We start from the raw sequence: 19,596 nt of genomic DNA, 5'->3' as shown, positions 1-19,596 counted from the left end.
TATGTTTTATTTTAAGTAGTATAATGTTGATTTTTTATTTCCATCCAGCATAAACCACAGGCTAAACAAAAGAAAGCAAAAACTTACCCAGACCAGCTTATCCAGACTTTTAAGAATATAGGCCTCCTGACTGCTGTTAAGGATAATGGCTAAGACTATACTACATTGCAGCAGAAGATAAATGCTGTAAACGCTGTTAAAAATCAGCACTTCTCTTTTTGTGGCTTTCGCATCTACATCTGCATTATAATATAACCGCCATTGTCCAATAATATAAGCAATAGCGAGTCCAAATCGCAGCATATAATGTAATTGTTGATCCACAAAACCATAATGGTGCTTAAATCCTAGGGGGATGTCTTCCACCAGCATCCTGAGCAGTTTTTTTTGTTCTTCTAGCGGGGCTATTGCATACGGAATGACATCAATCAATCCAAAACAAAAGGGCAATAAATGTAGTAGCCAATATTTAGGCAGTGTCGAATTGGGATTAAATTTGAGCCAAACATAAAAATAAAAGCAGGGGCCCACCAGATAATAAAATGGAATTCCTTTGTTATAAATACGCGGATAATATTGAATTTCCCCCGTATAGATCATGCAATAGATCATGACATGCCAAATTAAGGCCATCACCCCCACACTGATCAGTAGCTGTCCTATATCTTTGTATTTAAAAAAACGATAAAAGCGGAATAAAAGACCTGATATGCAAAAAGCTCCCCCCAATATAGCGAAGCTTAAACTTATCCAAAATTGGGGATTATGCTGCATCATATCAATTAAAAAAGTCAAGAAAAAGTTTATTCACGTTGAGTTTCGCAGCTAATTGAATTTGATAACGTGTTGCGGACCTTTCGGCTTCGAATTTAGCCCCTATCGCCTCTGCCCGACGTTTCATGTTGGCCGTACCCTGACCATGTCTCGGATACTTCGTATGTGAGATTGTTCCTTCCGTCAATTGTATGGTATTACACAACCTTAAAATCAGCTGATGACGATCTATTTTTAAAAATATATCAACTTTCGCATTGGGACTGTGCTTGCAGATATTATGCAATGCTTCTTTAAAGATGAGATATACATTCTGACGTACATATTGAGGCAGCTGGCCGGCACTTTGCAGATTTATATCAAATTTGACATCGACATCCTGCATCGGCAGGATCTGCGAAACCAAAAACCTCATCCGGTCTTCTAAGCTTCCCTGGCTATTATTGCGCGAGTCTATTGCCCAGATGACGTCATCCATCGTTTGTACCGCCTCCCGACTATAGGCTGCAATTTTTTCCAGCGACTGATGCCGCCCTGCGGACTGCTGACCTATAGCCATAAGATCAGTCTGCATCGCAATTCCCGTGAGCAGGCCGCCAACCTCGTCATGCAGATCGCGCGCGAGTTCCAGCCGGAGCTTTTTATCCCGCTTGAGCTGCGAAGATCGCAGAATAGCAATGACATAAAGAACAACGCCCAGCCCTAGGGTAACCAGCACATAAAAAAGCTGTGTCTCATAAAATTTCGGCTTTTTATAAAACAGCCACCGCTTGGTTTTCACACTTAGACCATTGTCGCTTATCGTCTTCAATTCAAGTTCGTACTCGCCTGTTTTCAGATCGGAAAGGTTAATTTCTCCCGATGCCGGCACTTCCTGAAAAGATTTAATGAGGGGCCGGAGGCGAAAGTAGATTTTGTAATTTTGCTTATAAGCATCTATTTTTGCTATTCTAAGATTTGCAAATTCAATTTTTTTGTCGAAAATTAGCGTGTCCTGACCATCCTTTGGTGTAAAGGAAGTTACGATATTCCCGGAGCTGGTACCCATAGAAATTGTTGACAATACCGGCGGCGGCACTGTTTCCTGCTTCAGATTATACAAAAACTGCTGCGGCTGGATGGCAATACAGCCGAGTACACCACCAATAAACAATTGCCCTTGAGGCTTATCTTCGAGTATAGAAGCCTGATTAAATTCTTCAAATGGAAGCCCATGCATCGCATAAGCATTATAAAAATTTTTACCGTCCCAGACCGACAGGCCCCGGAATGTCCCCAAAAACAACAGATCATCTATCCACGCCATATTAAAAACCACATTATGTGCTAACCCACCATTCGTGTTATAGGTGTCAACATGTCCTGTACTGGCGTCTATGGCTATCAGCCCCTTTCCTTTTGTTGCCAGGAAAACCTTATTATGTCGAAATGAATGGCTGTACACCTGGAGTTTCTCACTTTTTTGCGGATAAATTTTCCGCAGCTGGCCCGCCAAGTATTCAAAATATCCATTTTCGGTAGTGAATGAGATGACCTGTTGTCGCACTTGAATGGAATTGACTCGTTCACCCATCCCAACAAGCTTTCCCATATTATCCCTTAATGGACTTACTGATCCCGTATCGCGATTATAGATCCATAGCCCACATGATGTCCCTAACAGATAGCTGTTTTCCCGATAGTGACAGAGGCTGTACACCATGGTGGACACATCTTCTAGGGTTCCCTTTGCCTTTTTATAAGATAAGGATCTAAATTTTCCATTGGCCAGTAACCCCAGAAAGTTACCCTCCAACCCGACAAGCGCAGTATCTTTGTCGATTGGCAGAAAAGCATAATAATTATTGAGCGGGGCCGATTCTTTTATGGCTAGGTTATTTGACATAAAATATTTTAACGGGGCATAGCCGCCCACGTAGTATTTATCCTGCTGTTTTACGATTGCCCTGGCCGTACCCGTATTCCAATAATCCAGCTCAAAGGTTCTTCTTACAAGGCTATACAAGCCATTCTCTGTTGCACAGAGTCCTTCGTGCCCATTAAAATCGAGCTGGTTGAGCCTTGATTTGAACAGACTGCTGCGGATATCGTGTTTATCCTGACGTAAGAGCGTCATTTCAAGGTTATTTCTAAATTCAAAATAGCGGCCATCACCGAAAAGGAAAATGATCTTTTCCGTTTCAGCAAAGGACCAATGGGCCCAATCGCGCATATCACCTGTATTGAGGCCCCTCAGATGTAATTGGTGAAATTCCCTTCCGTCAAAGGTCATATAGCCTAAACCATAATTTCGCAGTAGCAGACCATTTTCCAATAAAAATAGATCATCTAGCTCCCGATAAACCCTTTTTGGCATCTGAACCTGCTGCGTTTTTCCCGATTTTAAATCTACAAAAAAGAGTAAGCTGTTGTAAGCAAACCAAAGCCTACTTTCATCCGCAATAAGACTTTTACCTACCGGCCGCCGCAATTCGGATAAAGCTGGCTGAAACTGCATCAGCTTTTTCTTCCGAAAACCGCTGATCTGCCAGAGAATACCCGATCGGGTTGCCACAAAAAGATTTTTCCCTTGATTAGATAGCGCAATGACATCCTCGCCCACGAGCCCTTTTGAAAACGTATCTTTTTCAATAAATCGCCATAGCTGTGTATCAAAGATGAACAGCCCATTTCTTGTCTCTAACCATAGCCGTCCCGTATCATCGGTGGTGAGTTTATTCACTTCTGTAAAACCTAACGGCCCTGTATAAAGCTCATTAAAAGGTTTGATTGCAACGCCATCATATCGGTAAAGAAGGCTTCCAGCAACAAACCAGATAAACCCTTGTTTATCGCGGGCCGCAGATTCTATATTACGGTGAAAGGGATCTATTCCCGAAAGAATCTCGATTTCAAAATAGCCTAAAGCCATTACCCTGTTAAAAACAGGCATAGCAAAACAAGTGCTCAATAGCAATAGAAATTTTAGCGCTTTTTCAAACACAATCGACTAAGTTCAATAATATGGACAGATCAAATATAGTTATTTGAAAATAATTATATATTAATAATCGATATAAAATTTTCCTCCAACGAGATTTTAAAACCTTGAGAAATAACTGCTTTAAGTTAAATACCGGTCGCAGCAGGCGACATTTAGCGATCAGAAAACCGGTTCCGCTAAAGCTGATAAATAATGCGCAAAAAGGAACTTAGCCTATTTTCCGCCCCGCCTATCGGTAGGCCAATTGCCACACCAACGGCCAATTTTTTGCTGAGGCCGAGTTTGATCTGGGGATGCAAAACTGTATGTATGCCTTCGGACGAAATTTCCTGGTTGATCTCAACACCGACAAAATGATCGGTATTCGGCACAGTATAATGAAACGACGTATTGACCTGCCAATCCATAGCCGTTTTGGATGTACCATATTGATAAGCAATCTCAGGCCCGGTGTAAATTAACGTATGCCAATGACGGTGCCAGTTTTTGGCGGCTATAAAAAAAGGATTAAAGGCGGTACCACCGTTGACAAAGTTAAAGATCTGTGTATATCCAACAGCCAAGGTTGCCGCGTTCTTTTTTGAGACATAGAATGAATATTGCGAGGACAAACGTAGTCTTTCCAATTGATTTGTTGAAGGTACATTGGCAATACGGCTTTTAACATAGGTAAAATCCGTTTCGACCTCGAGTCCTAAGCGATCAATTGGTGCAAATTCATATTCCATGAGATATCCAAAATCATCCTTTAGACTCGTACGTGTGATATCGGCTCCTAGATTAAATTCTTTTTCCCCTTTCCTCGCGCCAAGGTCGCGTACAAGGTCATTATAGAGAGGTTCGGCATGGTGTACCTTATCCAGTAAGTTTCTATTCTCCTGGGCGAGAATAATACAGGAAAAGAACAGACTGCAGCACAGGCAAAGAAATCGCCAGGGTATCATTGTTTGCTTATTATATTTCATAACACAAACCTGTAGCTGAAATATGGAAAGAAATGGGAATTTACACACGATAATACACATTTCTTACACGTCATTATTCATTTTATTAGACTAGCTTTGACGATCAGTTTCTGAAAACAAGCCACATTAGACCCTCGTGTACCTATTGGAACTTATGGATTAAATAGTGTTGTAATATGCTCACATGGTAAAATTGCAGACAAGAAAAGATTAAGTATGGGAAAAATATCAGATCAGCAATTAGCAGAACTAATTTCAAGAAGAATACTGGAAATCATTGATTTAACGGGATTGACGATCGAAAGCCTAGCCAGTTTCGTGGGTGTCTCCACATCCACTATCCGGAGCGCTTACCGTAAAACAAGTTCATTATCTGTGGATAGCCTTTCAAAAATCTGTCGGCCATTTGCCATTCGACTAGCCGATTTTTTTGATGCGGCCTTATATTTAAAGATCGACGAAGAGCACCTTCCTGATTTAAAGGACTTTAAAAAGAGCTACTTTGCGGATCAAGAATTAAAGAGTCGGGTATCTCCATTTGATGAAAGTAGCAGCCAGAGCGAGTACCATCGCCAACAGCGCGAGCTCATCGCCTATATTATCCACCGATCCGACTATTTCAACAGTCCAAAAACACTCGAAGCGATGGTAGCCGACTTTAGGAAGGATTACCAGGCGGCTTTCACATCGGAAAGATTATATGCCTTACTGTTGAAATACTTAGGCAGTGGAATACTCGACAAAAAAGCTTTGCCGAGGACGGTTAGCCGGATGCCGGCCAGTAAGCGTCCTTATTTATACTTTAAAAAAGAATCTACAAAAGCATAAACGAGTTCCCAAATTTAAATCTGGCGATAGAAAAGCGGATTACTACCTGTCTGCCTTTTAAAAAAATTGCGAAAATTAGATTCATCCGAGAAGCCCATCTCATAGGAGATCTGAGATATTGAAAGATCTGTATGCTTTATATAGCGCAAAGCCTGTTGGGCCACAACAGTGGATATCACACATTTAGCCGATTTACCAGCAACGGCAGAACACAGCTCGGTCAACTTCCGTGGAGAAAGGTGCAGACGGTCCGCATAATACTGCACACTGGTATGTTCGCGGTAGTGCTTATGCAATAAGACCGAAAATCTGTTAAATAACTGAACGGCAGCGGTGTCAGCAGATCCACGTGTTGTTTCTAGCGATAGCATTGTTTGATACCCTTCGAGTAACAAGGATTCAAAGCAGTGGTGGGCAACCATCATATCGATCGTACGGTATTCAGTGCAGCATGTCAAACGCTCCATGAATAGTTTCTTGAAAACCAGATCAGCTCTGCAATCCCGCATAGACAGAAAAGTATGATTTCCAAAAAACAATCCCGAATTGAGTATTTCGGTATCCGCTATTGATCTTTCGTAAAAATCTGCCGTAAACCAAAGTAAATATCCCTCAGCAACGATAGGTTGGGCGATCTCGACTTCAAAATGTGGCCCAATAAATATGAGTTCGCTAGTCCCAAAATCGTATAACGTTGGGCCAATTTTTATGCTGACAGGAGAACAGGTTCGAATGATAGAAAAAACCGATTTATCGTGTAGCCTTTTACCTAGCTGGCTACCATACTCAGCCAGTTTTAGTGCACCAAATTGCATCGTTTCTTTTCCTATAGCTGATTTACAAAATTCCATTTCCTAAATAAATTCTTTTCAAAATCAATGATATCTAGATTTTCACAGAGCATGGTATAATGATAGATAGACGTCAACATCTTTCGGGGAGACTGTTTTGAGAAAACAAGCTTAACACCACTATCAAGAAACCTTTTTTTTTCATCTGCACTTTCGCTGGCCGAATACCCAAATAGGCGAATCATGGGGTAGCGGCTTTTCAGTACACGGGCAGTTTCCATGCCGTCCATCTCCGGCATATGCAAATCCAGAATGCACACATCTGGCTGCTCCATATTTGTCTCAAGCAGATGCACAAGTTCCTTTCCACTATGACAGGAATACAGCATCTCATAGTTCCCCATTTCCCTGGCTAGATGCTCAATTACTTTCAGGTGCAATACGTTATCATCTGCAAATGCAAGTTTTAATTTCTTGTCCATTAAGGTAATTGTTAAATTATAAATTTGAAACCTTGGATTTTTCAGTTTGGCTGTATTTGGATTTATTGCAGGAGTACATGTTGATGAAGTTATCAAAGCAATTCTCCAATACAATTAAAAGCATTTCAATTTTCGGCGCGACATATCTCTGTTTACTGTTCATATTTCGGTCTATTATATTTTTTCAACAAGCTTGTACTAGCTATTTTAATTGTAAATTATTAGTCTAATTCAGACTAGAAAAAAAACATTACAATCTGATTACAAATAAGTTAAGTAGAAAAGTTTTTGATTTCTAACTTGTCTTTTGTACAATTAAAAACATTTACTAACCGAATGATTATTTTAAAGGCATATCTTGTAAGTAATTAAAAAAAAATAGTTATATTTGAATAGGTAGGATTGTAGTCTGAATTAGACTAATCTGTATAATCTAGTATCTTTATGCTCAGACAATAGCAAAAAGTTTACCTCATGATTTTTAATTTTACCTTATTGAATCCTACTTCAATATCATTCATCTACCTTGCATTTGTTGATGATCAACAACAGCAATTTCTTATTAAAACTCCTTTAAAAATTGTTCCGGCTCAATGGGACGAGGAAAAACAGCGACCCAATAATATTTATCTAAAAAATTTTAAAAAGCTAAATACAAAGTTGGATGCACTGAAGATTGCAATAGCGACTTATCTTTCTGACTTAAAGTCGAATAAAAAGGAGTTTTCACTTCGAGCAGTCAACCGCTTAGTCAAAAAATGCTGCTCGGAGGCGACGCCTTCACTTCCAGCAGGCGGACTGCTACAAAGTGTCGACAATTTTATCAAAAGCCGAATTCACCTCATTACTTCAACCACACACAAACGCTACCTCGTCTTCTTCCGTTTATTAAAACGCTTTGAGGGGTATCAGCAAAAATATCTGATGTTAGATCAGGTAAACAGCCTTTTTGTACAGCAATTTATTGCCTATGGTGAATCCGAAAACTACAGTATAAGTACCATATACCGCACGGTACATTTTGTGCGTACAGTGCTTAATTTTTTGGAGAAAAGAGGAGTACGAACTTTTGTCTATGAATTAGAACTGCCCAAGGTCAAAAAAATAAACCGTGCAATCAGCCTCAGTGAAGATGAAATTAGCACGATAAAAAATATAGACGTGCCGGTTCATCTGAAAGCCGCCAAAGATTGGCTGGTAATCAGTTGTTACACGGGTCAACGCGTATCGGATTTTATGAATTTTAATTTGGATATGATGGAGATTCTCGATGGCAAGCCCTGTTTGTCGTTCACCCAGCAGAAAACACAGAAAAGCATTTTACTTCCACTTCATCCTACGGCATTAATTATTATGTCAAATAACGGGCATCGCTTCCCCCATAAAATGACTGCTCAAAAATATAATGAGCAGATCAAGGAAGTGGCGCGTCTTGCAGGTATTACCACACTGGTGAAAGTCAGGAAGCGGAACGGATTCCGTTCCTCAGATCAGCTTATTCCAAAATGTGAGGCGATTACCAGCCATATTGGCCGAAGAAGTTTTGCCACAAATTTTTACGGTAAAATTCCTACGGCATTGTTGATGGACGCGACAGGACATAGTACAGAACAAATGTTTCAACGGTATATCAGCAATGTGGACACTGAACGCACACGATCACTAGGTACTTACCTGGAAAACATATATCAAAATCGAAGTAGACCACAACAACAACTGAGCAGCTAGTTTTTACAATTTCCTTTTCAAAGATGATTCAAGTGCATCTTTGTGAAGCATTAAGGCAGTACTTTTATAACGTAAATATTCTTTCGTGAGGTAGACAAAGCCCTGGAAGGCATTGCCCCTGCCCCAAGAATTCTTGGCAACATAGTATTCTTTTCCGTTTTGATCTTTTACTAGGCCTATAATATGTAACGCATGATCATCTGTTGTTTGCCATGCATCGAATGCTCTCTGCCGCTTCAAGGCATCGATTTTGCCTTCGGGTTGTGGCCTGACGAACTGCGTCTTTTTTTCTTCCGCTGTCATGTCTGACGCCGACTTTTGGGGAACATACGCAATTCCATAAGGCCAGGAAAAACCAGGTTCCGAAATGTCGATTGTACATGCTACCGTAAAGCCTTTTTTTAAAGCCTGATCAATAACAGCTGTAAGGTCTTCCATCGGCAGGTTAAAAAACTGACTGAACGACCAATTGTCGGGAATCAAAAAAACAAATGCTTTGTAATAAGGTACGGTGGTGACAGAAGCGATATGAATATACTGATCTGGATCGATGCCTATCACCTGATCGGCAAAACTACGTGCTGTATACGATTTGCCCTGATAGTCAAAATTAACGGGAACTTTGCCCAGATAGTCGTCCATTAGCAGCTCTACATCTTGCTCCCAGCTGCTTTTCAGTTCCCTGCTTTTTACCATAATGGATAGTGTACTGTTCAATACAGCGCGCAGGCCCTTGAAGTTGCTCGAGCTTTTACCCGCTTTAATTCCCGTGTAGGCAGCTCTAGGCATCGCCCCATGAAGACGCAGTATTTGCATGACATCGTGAAGCTGCCCCCCCTCATTTAATTTTAGGCCACCATGCAGGCGTAGGTAGTTTCTCGCCCGTTCAAGATAAGCCATCCTGACGGTATATAGCGGCGAAATCGCCACAGGAGTTTTACCCATTCGGATCATTTCTGATTCAAGAAAGGAATTCCCGGTATACGACCAACAGGTATTGGAAGCTCCCTGATTCTTCACTGTTGTACTTTTCAATCGGATCAACTCCGTAAAAACAAACTCCGACTTGAGCAACTTTATATGTTTCGGATAATAAAACCTATAAAGTATGGCTACGGCTGCCAACATAGCAACTATGATTCCTAAAATGATCCAATTCTTTTTTTTCATGATAATCTACCCCCGCAAATAACTGCCGTAAAGCTGGGCAACAGTTTCTTAATAGCCCAATAAAACAATAGTCCCAACAGTATAATAATAGCTGGGCAAAGAAAATACAAAAACAGCAGTGTTGCATCCGTTTGCGGTCTAATCTGGTTAAATAAGAATTTGATAATAAAAACCAATGGTAAACGGTGATAAGCAAATATAAAAAAACTGGCGCTGGCCAAAAAGTAATTGGGACGCCAGTGTCCCTTTTCAATAAAGGAAGCTGTCACTGCAACCACGGTTATCAAGCCTACCAATACACTGGCACAATAGCTATAGCTCCACCAACCTGCGCCCAAACTATAAAATGCCCCTACGAGCAGCAAGATATAACATGGAGTTGGCCAGGGCAAGAAAGACTTCATGATGAGCACAAAATTCTTTTTATGCAAACTAAAGTAAGCCCCTGCCGAAAAGAAAAAGAAAGAAACTGTACTCCATCCGGGCAAGTAAAAATAGGGATTACAGACCCAGATGAATCCTAGTACCAGCACTGCGAATAGGTGTAACTTTTTAATTAAAATATAAACGATGGGCGACAGGACCACAAGCACCATGAGATCACGAATAAACCAAAAAGGTGAATTGATGGGTAAGTTTTTTGTCGCCTGGACATGGATATGCGAAGTATCCCAAAAAGACCAAAGCCAATCAGATATACTATACTGAACAATTGGCTTATTGACACCTGATAAAAGTCCACCGAAAAAAGTCTGTGCCAGAAAGAAAAAAAGTAGTACTGCGAAGTTCCAAAAAATATAAGGAATAAACAGACTGTGCAGCCTGCTCTTTAATTTTTTGAAATAGACCTCAAACGTGAAGTACTCCGTACGATAAAAAAAAAGAAAGCCTGAGATAAAAAAGAAAAGCGGCACACAGACTTCGAAGACGAGCTTCGAAAATAAGAAAAAGACCTGTGCGAAAACAGGGAAATGGAACATATTAACCTGTTTTGAACCCTGAATGATGATATTTGAAAAATCTGTATGAATAAATACGACCCCTACGATCAGAGGGAAGCGGAGAAAATCGATGGTTTTCGACAAGAGTGTTGCCGAAGTTAACGAAGAAGAATGATCTCTTTCCATGGATTGGATTCGGTTTATCTTGCTTAGTGTCGTTAAATTAAGCATTTTAAACAAATTTCCTTCCTTTTTTTCATTAAAAAGAAAGGAAATCCGGAATTTAATTTCCTTATTCCCCTTCCGGAATTCGATTGTCACTTTCTTCCTCTTTACCCTCAGCAATCATCTCATTGACATCCGCCATATCGCCAGCTTCCAAATGTTCGATATCTTCCGCCTGCTCTTCGGAATAGCGATCGATAAAGAATGTACAGCCCATCGGAAAATGATCAGATCCCACAGATGGATAAATAAACAATTTGTCGATAAATACGGTTGGACTATGAAACAACAGATCCAGAGGCACTCTGAAAAACCAATAGTTGGCATGAAAGGTAGAAAGAACGCCACGTCCGATGCGTGCATCGATCAATCTGCTGGTTTTCTTGAACAAAAGGGAAGATTTTGCCCAGGCTACATTATTAAAATCTCCTGTGACAACTACGGGCATTTTATAATCGCGCACCCGTTTGGCCACACTGAGCAGATCACCGTCCCTTTCCTTGGAATTTTCTTCTTCCGTAGGGCTCGGTGGTGGTGGATGAACAGCAAAAAAAATAAAACGGTGTCCATCGGCGGTTTCCATTTCAGCTTCAATACTCGGAATATCATCCGCCACAAAATAATGCACCTGACATTTGTTGATCTTCAGATTGGTATAAAAGTGCATGCCATAAGTGTTGTCCAGCGTTACCTTCTCAAAATTGGGATAATCCTTTTCCAGTACACGCAAGGCTTTTTCCCATGCGGCGTCACTTTCCATTGTCAAAAAGATATTTGGCTGTTCTTTTTGAATCAGGTCAATAAAGCGGTCATAAGCCGTATTGAATTGCAGCACATTACAAGAGATCACTTTGATACTATCCGATGCATCCTTGCCCTTTTCATATTTTTCGCGACGCCAAAATTTGGTATAGCGGATCAATATATAGGCATGGTATACAATCAGCGCCAGCTGTACACCTTGCAAGCACCAGATCCAAGAATCTTTCCCCACGAGATAAAATCCCATTGCCAATGCTGGCAGCTGAAATACCAGCAGCTGCAGCTTCACAAATTCAGCTACCCGAAAAATCCAATGCTGGCTTTGGGCAAAGGGCAATACACTCAGTAAAATTAATAACCCTGAGAAAACAGTATAGAAAATCAGCATATCGTTCGCGCAAACATTTTAAACAAACTTAAACAAATTACGGTTATTTTCAACAGACCATCATTTATCAAGCGCTCCTCAGCTATTACATACCCTTTTGCTCGCTCTCCATATAATCCACGCGTGTTCTGGCCAATGCATTCGGGAAGTTTGTGTGGATATACGCTATCATCTCCTCGCGGATAAAACAACGCAGGTCAAAAGCTTGCCCCGAATTCCGGCAGCTCATCAGGCAGCGGACCTCCATGGTACGCTCTTTAAAATCTGTTACCTGAAGCACATTGACTTGACCGTCCCAAAGGGGGTGTCCGGTAAGTAAGGCTGTCAATTTCTCACGCAGTAGCTGGACAGGTACGGTAAAATCTGTATAGATAAATACAGTACCCAATATTTCAGAAGTCGTGCGCGTCCAATTTTGGAAGGGTTTTTCAATAAAATACGTGATGGGCAATACCAAGCGGCGTTTGTCCCAGATATTGACGACCACGTAGGTCAGATTGATTTCCTCCACACGCCCCCATTCCCCTTCGACTACCAATACGTCATCCATACGAATGGGTTGTGTAAAAGCAATCTGAAAGCCAGCGAGGAGATTCCCCAAGGACTTCTGTGCAGCAAAACCGATGATAATTCCGCCAACGCCCACTCCCGTGAGCAAACCGGCGCCGATCTTTTGCATACTATCAAAGCTTAAAAGGATAATCGCCAATGAAATCACAATAATCAGCGTGACCACCACTTTTCGGATAAAGACGATTTGCGTCCTAATCTTTCGTTCGCGCAGATTATTCTCCTTATTTATATCAAAACGATGGTAGAGATAATCTTCAAAAACTTTAATGCCCTGTATCAGCACAACCGCAAAGAAACTGACCAATAAAAGTTCATTCGTTTTGCTCACCACGCGAAGGGTTCTTTCGTTAAACTGTGCGAAAGGCAACAAACTGTTAAAGACAATTAAGGGGATAAATACACTCAAGACACGGTTAAAGCGCTTAATAAAGGAACGGAAAAGGGAGTAGGATTCCTGTTGGATGGCCTGACGCCGTAGTAGAGGAATAAATATGAGTTTAATCAGGATACCGATCAAAAATGAAAAAAGGATTAATGCAATATTCCAGAGCCAGGCGGGCCACTTCTGTGAAAGTTGAATTAATGTTTCGTTCATCATAGTGTTATTTCTTTATGTTTACAACTTATATCTCATTAAAGTATAACTGCCATGAAGGTCTAACGTTTGTTTTATTTTGAAAAAATCAGTTGAAAGGATAGCTAAGAATAATTTTACGCATATTGATAAACATAGACGAGCATTTACCGATCCAAAAAATGGGATTTAAAACAAAATTTTACACCTTCCATAAGATTAAAACCACACAAAAACACCCTTATTCAACAAAGAAGAAGTAAAAAAAACCAAATAAAACACCTATTTATCACAAATAAGCAGACAATTGCACAAAAAAACCAAAATATTAATAAAAAAAAGGCAAAATAAAACACATAAATAATTAAAATATCGACAAAAACCACCTTTCATTTAAAAAATTAGATAAAAAACAGATTAAAATTACAAACAAAACAAAAAAAAACCATATATTTACATCACCTTGATAGGTTTATAATTGGTTATTTGAAGGTTTTCATTCTCCCCGAGTGAAAACCTTTTTTTATTTTATATTTAATCCTCAATAAATGTGCTCTTTATAATTTTCTACAACGAAATCCAATCAAGCTATAGCAGATTAGCAAAAATATATCCAACAACTTCATGCTCTTAACTTAAATTCTCAGTATCTAATATTTTGGAAGTGATGAATAGCCTTTTGGTATGTTTTTTGAGCCTACAGAGCCAATTACAAACAGATAACTAGCTTTACATGGCGTGCTTTACTTAAGCATACTATAAAAAAGGTATTTAACGTTTATAATAAAGTTTAAAGCGTAGGAATTTCAAGCTTTCCAAGAAAAATTAAACCAAAACATAGAGATAACAATGAGCAAGAAAAAAGACAATTCTAGATGGCTGAATGTGGCCATATCCTGGGGAGCGAGTATCGTCATCATCGGGGTACTATTTAAGATTCTACATATCGGCGGCACCACAGCCAATTATATGATCGGAATCGGTTTAGGTGTAGAAGCCTTCCTTTTCTTTTTAATGGGTTTCAATCCGCCAGCACCGGAACCAGACTGGACCCGGGTTTATCCTGAATTGGACGACAATTTTAATGGTGATCTTCCACAAAGAGGAAAAACTGTTGTTGCCCAACCTGCAGGTCCATCGGCCACAGCTGCTTTAGATAAAATGTTTGCCGATGCCAATATTGAACCCGCAAGCATTGAAAATCTCGGTCGTGGCCTACGTGATTTCAGTGAAAAAGTATCAGCAATCAATAAGTTATCGGATGTTTCATTAGCAACAGAAGAGTTTACGAATAAACTCAGAACAGCAACTTCTAAGTTTGATAACTTGAGCCTAGCGTTTGAAAAAGCTTCGCAAAACCTAGTCGCCATGTCGAATACCTCTGGCGATACGTCCAATTACCACGAACAGGTAAAAAGTTTGACAACCAACCTAAGCCAATTAAATGCGATGTATGAACGTGAGTTACGCGATTCGGCATCACATTTACAATCGATGAACAAGTTTTATGAGAACCTAAGCTTTACCATGCAAAATTTCAACGAATCGCTGGATGATTCCAAAGCATTTAAAGATGAAGTGGGCAAGCTAGCGAAAAACCTCAATGCCTTAAATGCCATTTATGGCAATATGCTGAGCGCGATGAATCAACCGCGTGTGTAATTAATTCTTGTATCACTTAAATTAAAAACAATGGCATTAGGAAGAGAAACTCCAAGACAAAGGATGATTGGCATCCTCTATCTGGTCCTGCTCGCCTTATTGGCGCTCAATGTACCGGATTCCATCTTGGATGCATTCAAAAATATCAACAACAGTCTCGAAACATCCAAATCGAATGTCAGCACAGCCGTTCAACAACTGTTCACCGCATTCGAAAACACCAAATTAAAAGAAGAACCGGCACGTGCCAAACCAATCTACGATAAGGCAAAAAAAGCACAGGCTATCATTGGAGAACTCAATCAGTATATTGGTTCCTTAAAAGAAGAGTTCGTTAAACAAGGTGGTGGATACGATGAAGAAAAGGGCGATCTGGCACAACGTGAAAACGAAGACATTTCACCGAATCTGATGATCAACGAGAAAAAAGGAACTGTTTTAAAAGATAAAATCAATACAACACGTACTAAACTGTTAGCCCTACTCACACCTGAAGAACAAAAGATGGTTTCGTTCTCTCTAGAGGCGAAAGATCCCGAGAAATCTGTAAACGGTAAAAAATCCTGGGAAGAAATTAATTTCGGTAGTGGTACACCTTTGACCGCAGCAATGACCATTTTAACCAAAATTCAGACCGATGCGCAGAATGCAGAGTCCGATGTGGTCAAGCTTATCTTGGGCAAAATGGATCAGGCCGTTGTGAACTTAGACAAATTTGCAGCGGTTGCTGTTGCTCCTACCTCCTATTTGGTCCAAGGGCAACCTTATAAAGCCGAAGTATTTCTGACGGCATCCGATTCTAAATCTGAACCGGCCATTTCAGTTAATGGATCATCGCTTCAGGTGGTGGATGGGAAAGGTGTTTATTCGATCAACACCAGTCGCGAAGGTATCTATACCTGGACCGGTGTGATTAAAGTCAAACAGACCGATGGGTCTTATAAAGAATATCGTACCCCTGTACAGACCTACCAGGTTGCGCGTCCTTCAGCGGTCGTATCGCCAGACAAAATGAATGTACTTTATATCGGTGTGAACAATCCGATATCGGTATCAGCTCCGGGTACTCCGACAGATAAAGTGCGGGTGAGCATGAGTGGCGGCAGTATTTCTAGTGCCGGCGGTGGTAAGTATAATGTGAAAGTAAGTTCTCCGGGTACAGCACATATTTCGGTTTCGGCTGAAGTAGCACCAGGAAAAACACAAACATTGAGTTCGACAGAATTCCGTGTGAAACGCATTCCGGATCCGATTGCCAAGTTTGCTGGTAAAACAGGCGGTTCGATGGCTACTGTGGCACTTAAAGCACAAAATGCATTATTTGCGAAACTGGATAACTTCGATTTTGATGCTACTTTTAGGGTCACCAAATTTACGATGATCATTGCCAAGCCTCGTGCGGATGCAATCGTGTTATCGACTTCGGGCGGGCAGTTGAGTTCAAGCATGTCTTCAGCCCTTAATGGCATTGTACCAGGCACGCGTGTGATCTTCGACAATATCGTTGCCGTGGGCCCTGATGGGACTTCCAGACAGCTCAATGCAGTTGCTTTAACGGCAAATTAATATAACCGCCCTATATCTGCTACATACAAAGCCCTGCTCCCAGATAGAGCAGGGCTTTTTTTAGCTACGACACACCTTAATAACATACATTTTTTAAGGTGAACTCAGTTTTGAACCTTAAATCATAACCTACTTTCTCCGCCGCCACCAGATCCAATAGCCTAAACCAGCTAACATAACGACCCCTATAGCAAAGATCTCAGTTGACACGACTTTATTTTCTCGCTTCACAATCAAATCCGAAGCGCTTGCCTCCTTTCTATTGGCCTGCTGAAGCTGCAAATTCTCTTCGGCATGCTTTATATTAGACTGGTGGGCGACAAGTTTCCCCTCCTTAGCCCATAATCCGCTATCTGGATGAAACCATAATGGACTATCCGTACTAAAATACCAATAGGAAAATAAACTATCCTGCTGTTTCTGATGATAGGCCAGATCGCGATGCTCATATTGACTATAACGCCACGTGGATTTCTCTTCCAGCTGCTGCTTTCCCCGGAAAACGCTACAACTGATGACTACAGCAGTACTGATGATGAAGAGGAAAAACAGGAGGTTTCCACCGACCGAAATTAGATATTTATTCATGACCGTGCCCTCCTCAATCGATCCAGTTAGCAATGGCATAAATGGTTGTAAGGGGCCGCCGCCGTGATTCCACCCGGTCGTAGCTATTTCCTTCTACCGAGATCAACATCGGGCCATCAATTGCTTTGACTAGCCCTACATGATGGATACGTTTCAATTGGCTGCTATAGATCGCGAACAAATCGGCTTGCCGCACATCTCCTTCCAATAGCTGCGCTTTGCTATAACGACGCGCTTTGGGAAAGAGCGCGGGGCTCCATGCACTGCGCGGCATTGAACGACCAGCCTGACCATAACACCAGCTGGCAAATGCTGCACACCATTCATAACCCTCACCTAGGCCTACATAGGCAAGGTATTTGGAAATCTCCGGTCCCTTATTTTCACCCCCTGTCTCCCTTACACCAATTTCATTCACTGCAATTTCATCGATCTGCCGCCTCAGCAGATCAGTGTTACGCACACGAGCATAAACATTGTTACACCTTCCATCTAAAACAGCATTTCCAGTAGCAGGAGAAATGCAAAGAGCAATAGAAAGAAAACCGAGAAATAAAGAATGGATTGTTGCCATGAGTTTAATTGATTGAAGTGATAATAAATATCCTGTCTATAATACTTGAAGGGTCTCCAGAGGTATTCCAGCAACCAGGTGCAGCAACAGATAAAGACCATTCCGGCCATTAGCCCAAAATACAACAGGGACAGTACCCCCAGATCAAGCGCAGCTGATGCCGGGTCGAAAAATTGCAAGATACTTCCAACAAAAAGGAAAATAATGACCAATAATATGCTTGCCATACCGAGCAGGTACATGGGCTCGATTGGCAGTTTTTGTGTTAGACCATACCATGGTCCTTTCATTTCTACACTGTTCATAGTGATATAATTTAATGATAGAAAATTGTTATACGTTTCCCGCATATTGACTGCGCGAATAACGGTTTCGATTCCGGTCGCGCACCAAGATAAAGACATCAAGCCGGACATTTTGCATGTAATCAGGCAGTTCGAGTCTTAAGCCTGAACTCGAGCGCGTAACCAGGGCCTCATTGCGGATAGCAACCCCGGCAATCGGATCATAAGCCACCAACAGCAGCTCGTCATCGTGGTTCAAGGGCGTAATCTCACCACCATCAAAATGCAGCCACAATGCATCATTTTCCTGCATAACGTCTGTTACGCTAATCCCCTGTACGGAGCCATCCGAGAGCAAAATGAAAGCAGGATCAACATATAGCTCCGGGTATTCGCCTTTGACCGCATATTTGATCGCATGCGCCATTGCCAGGTTGCGAGCAGACAAATACTTCCCTTTTTCCCGACGCACACATTGTGCAAAGCCGTCCTTAATGACCGATGCAAGTGGCTTTAGGTACTGGCTCGCCAGATAAAACTTCTGCTGCGTCAGCAGCATGCCTATTGTCTTGTTTTTTTTTCTTTTTTTCATCTGAAACTGAACTTATTATAACCTACATTTTTCCTTTCCAAAATCTGCCAGGGGCACAGTTACCCCTGGCAATTATTCCAACCTAGGCAAGCATTATTTCACCGAGATAACTACTTCTGCTGATTTTGGTCTTTGTCCGGTCGGACATAAAATACCAGATATGCACAGCGTCACCCAGTAAATGCTCGGGCACTCCAAATGTGACCACTCCATCTTGCCTTTTCGGCAAAGTTGGCGAAGTCATGAATTCATCCTTTGCCGGATGGTAACAGATTACATAAAAGAGATCGTCTCCTTTTGTTTCGTAGACATCGTTATTGCCCGTCGACCAAACCACTGTAATGGCATCCGCATCAAAACCAGCTTCTACCGTTCCGCCACCACCGTAAATCCCATCGGCAATTCTGATCTTGCTATAGTCCAAGCTCAGATCAGGATAGACACCCTGAATGGCCAGCTCCTGATTTAGCTGAAAAGCATAATTGAGCGGTGTGAGACGGTCTGCTTTTTTCTGGCCAAAACCGATTTTTAGAAAGTTATTGACTGGCAGCAGAAAACGCATCAGCGTCTTAAATCGTGCCTGCACGATCAGCTGAGCTTCTGTATAGGGCTTGTTGCTCTTTTTAGCGAGCCCTCTGATGTAGTTGATACTCTTCCAACTGGCTCCGATCACTGAACCGGCCTTGCCACTGAAGCCACCATTGGCTCCGTTTACAATTGTTCCCATTTTTAAAAATTTTAAAGATTAAAAAATAAATCGTCAAGATTTTTATACCGGTATTTTTGCTTGACAGAACAAACATAAGGCATTCATAAACAGAAAAATGCAAACAAAAACAGATTGTCCGACGCTTGTCCGAAGGTTTCCTATCGATTGTCCGACGACCGCCAATAAACATGATTCAACCTCTATAATAATCTTCTATAGGACTGCTTATGACCTGCCTTTGAGACTAACCTATTGCATACCTATGATTAACCTAGTTAAGACCTAGTTCGATAGGTAAACACAAGGTCTCGACTAGGAGTTAGCTAGGAATATTGGCGAAAAAAGGGCATCACAGGGATGAACAAAGCCTATGGCAAAGGTGAACGAGCGCATGAGCAGAAGCGAAGCCCGGCCAGATGACTAAGAACTTCGCTGTA

18 protein-coding genes are annotated in these 19,596 nt (G+C 41.3%); 4 read left to right on the top strand and 14 right to left on the bottom strand.

Going from position 1 to position 19,596, the window contains the following annotated elements:
* Positions 1-6 precede the first annotated feature (6 nt).
* The 3 genes from K2F45_RS01330 to K2F45_RS01320 form a co-directional block, all read right to left on the bottom strand.
* Positions 7-777 carry a hypothetical protein gene (locus tag K2F45_RS01330; protein WP_075990650.1) on the bottom strand — a complete coding sequence of 257 codons (771 nt, stop codon included), beginning with the start codon at positions 775-777 and terminating at the stop codon, positions 7-9.
* A 1-nt stretch (position 778) separates the two neighbouring features.
* On the bottom strand, positions 779-3,757 hold the full coding sequence (locus tag K2F45_RS01325; protein WP_248932887.1) for a sensor histidine kinase: 2,979 nt from the start codon (positions 3,755-3,757) through the stop codon (positions 779-781).
* Between the two features lie 176 nt (positions 3,758-3,933).
* On the bottom strand, positions 3,934-4,722 hold the full coding sequence (locus K2F45_RS01320; protein ID WP_083663445.1) for an HAEPLYID family protein: 789 nt from the start codon (positions 4,720-4,722) through the stop codon (positions 3,934-3,936).
* A gap of 216 nt (positions 4,723-4,938) precedes the next feature.
* Between K2F45_RS01320 and K2F45_RS01315 the strand changes: the two genes are divergently transcribed.
* Positions 4,939-5,550: a helix-turn-helix domain-containing protein gene (locus tag K2F45_RS01315; protein WP_075990648.1), complete on the top strand. Its 612-nt coding sequence runs from the start codon at positions 4,939-4,941 to the stop codon at positions 5,548-5,550.
* A gap of 14 nt (positions 5,551-5,564) precedes the next feature.
* Here K2F45_RS01315 and K2F45_RS01310 read toward each other — a convergent pair whose 3' ends face one another.
* On the bottom strand, positions 5,565-6,401 hold the full coding sequence (locus K2F45_RS01310) for a helix-turn-helix domain-containing protein (protein WP_075990647.1): 837 nt from the start codon (positions 6,399-6,401) through the stop codon (positions 5,565-5,567).
* On the bottom strand, positions 6,377-6,823 hold the full coding sequence (locus K2F45_RS01305) for a response regulator (RefSeq protein ID WP_075990646.1): 447 nt from the start codon (positions 6,821-6,823) through the stop codon (positions 6,377-6,379). Before K2F45_RS01305 ends, K2F45_RS01310 begins: the two co-directional genes overlap by 25 nt.
* 474 nt (positions 6,824-7,297) lie before the next feature.
* On the opposite strand from K2F45_RS01305, the gene K2F45_RS01300 reads away from it, so the two are divergent.
* A complete protein-coding gene (locus K2F45_RS01300) occupies positions 7,298-8,551 on the top strand; it encodes a tyrosine-type recombinase/integrase (RefSeq protein ID WP_075990645.1) in 1,254 nt (417 codons plus the stop codon).
* Positions 8,552-8,554: 3 nt separating this feature from the next.
* Here K2F45_RS01300 and K2F45_RS01295 read toward each other — a convergent pair whose 3' ends face one another.
* The 4 genes from K2F45_RS01295 to K2F45_RS01280 form a co-directional block, all read right to left on the bottom strand.
* Positions 8,555-9,721, bottom strand: a complete 1,167-nt coding sequence (locus K2F45_RS01295; protein WP_075990644.1) for a C1 family peptidase — start codon at positions 9,719-9,721, stop codon at positions 8,555-8,557.
* Positions 9,718-10,848 carry an acyltransferase family protein gene (locus K2F45_RS01290; protein ID WP_248932886.1) on the bottom strand — a complete coding sequence of 377 codons (1,131 nt, stop codon included), beginning with the start codon at positions 10,846-10,848 and terminating at the stop codon, positions 9,718-9,720. The genes K2F45_RS01295 and K2F45_RS01290 overlap by 4 nt, the downstream gene beginning before the upstream one ends.
* 106 nt (positions 10,849-10,954) lie before the next feature.
* Entirely contained in the window at positions 10,955-12,037 is a 1,083-nt protein-coding gene (locus K2F45_RS01285; protein ID WP_248932885.1) for an endonuclease/exonuclease/phosphatase family protein, read from the bottom strand.
* Between the two features lie 85 nt (positions 12,038-12,122).
* Complete coding sequence (locus K2F45_RS01280; RefSeq protein ID WP_237241917.1) at positions 12,123-13,208, bottom strand: mechanosensitive ion channel family protein; 1,086 nt, start codon at positions 13,206-13,208, stop codon at positions 12,123-12,125.
* Positions 13,209-14,033: 825 nt separating this feature from the next.
* Here K2F45_RS01280 and porL point away from each other — a divergent pair.
* Positions 14,034-14,846, top strand: a complete 813-nt coding sequence (gene porL / locus K2F45_RS01275; RefSeq protein WP_075990642.1) for a type IX secretion system motor protein PorL/GldL — start codon at positions 14,034-14,036, stop codon at positions 14,844-14,846.
* Positions 14,847-14,876: 30 nt separating this feature from the next.
* The gene (porM, locus tag K2F45_RS01270; protein WP_075990641.1) at positions 14,877-16,412 is read left to right on the top strand and encodes a type IX secretion system motor protein PorM/GldM; all 1,536 of its coding nucleotides are present in this window, start codon (positions 14,877-14,879) and stop codon (positions 16,410-16,412) included.
* 129 nt (positions 16,413-16,541) lie between these two features.
* Here the strand turns inward: porM and K2F45_RS01265 are convergent, their stop codons facing one another.
* The 5 genes from K2F45_RS01265 to K2F45_RS01245 all read right to left on the bottom strand — a co-directional run bounded on the left by K2F45_RS01265 (position 16,542) and on the right by K2F45_RS01245 (position 19,177).
* Entirely contained in the window at positions 16,542-17,039 is a 498-nt protein-coding gene (locus K2F45_RS01265) for a hypothetical protein (protein WP_248932884.1), read from the bottom strand.
* The gene (locus K2F45_RS01260) at positions 17,014-17,574 is read right to left on the bottom strand and encodes a CHAP domain-containing protein (RefSeq protein WP_248932883.1); all 561 of its coding nucleotides are present in this window, start codon (positions 17,572-17,574) and stop codon (positions 17,014-17,016) included. The genes K2F45_RS01265 and K2F45_RS01260 overlap by 26 nt, the downstream gene beginning before the upstream one ends.
* On the bottom strand, positions 17,493-17,879 hold the full coding sequence (locus K2F45_RS01255; protein WP_248932882.1) for a hypothetical protein: 387 nt from the start codon (positions 17,877-17,879) through the stop codon (positions 17,493-17,495). Before K2F45_RS01255 ends, K2F45_RS01260 begins: the two co-directional genes overlap by 82 nt.
* 28 nt (positions 17,880-17,907) lie before the next feature.
* Entirely contained in the window at positions 17,908-18,450 is a 543-nt protein-coding gene (locus K2F45_RS01250) for a DUF6266 family protein (protein WP_248932881.1), read from the bottom strand.
* A gap of 82 nt (positions 18,451-18,532) precedes the next feature.
* The gene (locus K2F45_RS01245; RefSeq protein WP_248932880.1) at positions 18,533-19,177 is read right to left on the bottom strand and encodes a DUF6266 family protein; all 645 of its coding nucleotides are present in this window, start codon (positions 19,175-19,177) and stop codon (positions 18,533-18,535) included.
* Between the last annotated feature and the right edge of the window lie 419 nt (positions 19,178-19,596).

Origin of the sequence: Sphingobacterium siyangense (assembly GCF_023277505.1) — a bacterium.
Lineage (GTDB): Bacteria > Bacteroidota > Bacteroidia > Sphingobacteriales > Sphingobacteriaceae > Sphingobacterium > Sphingobacterium siyangense.
This window is presented reverse-complemented; position numbering and strand designations above follow the sequence as displayed.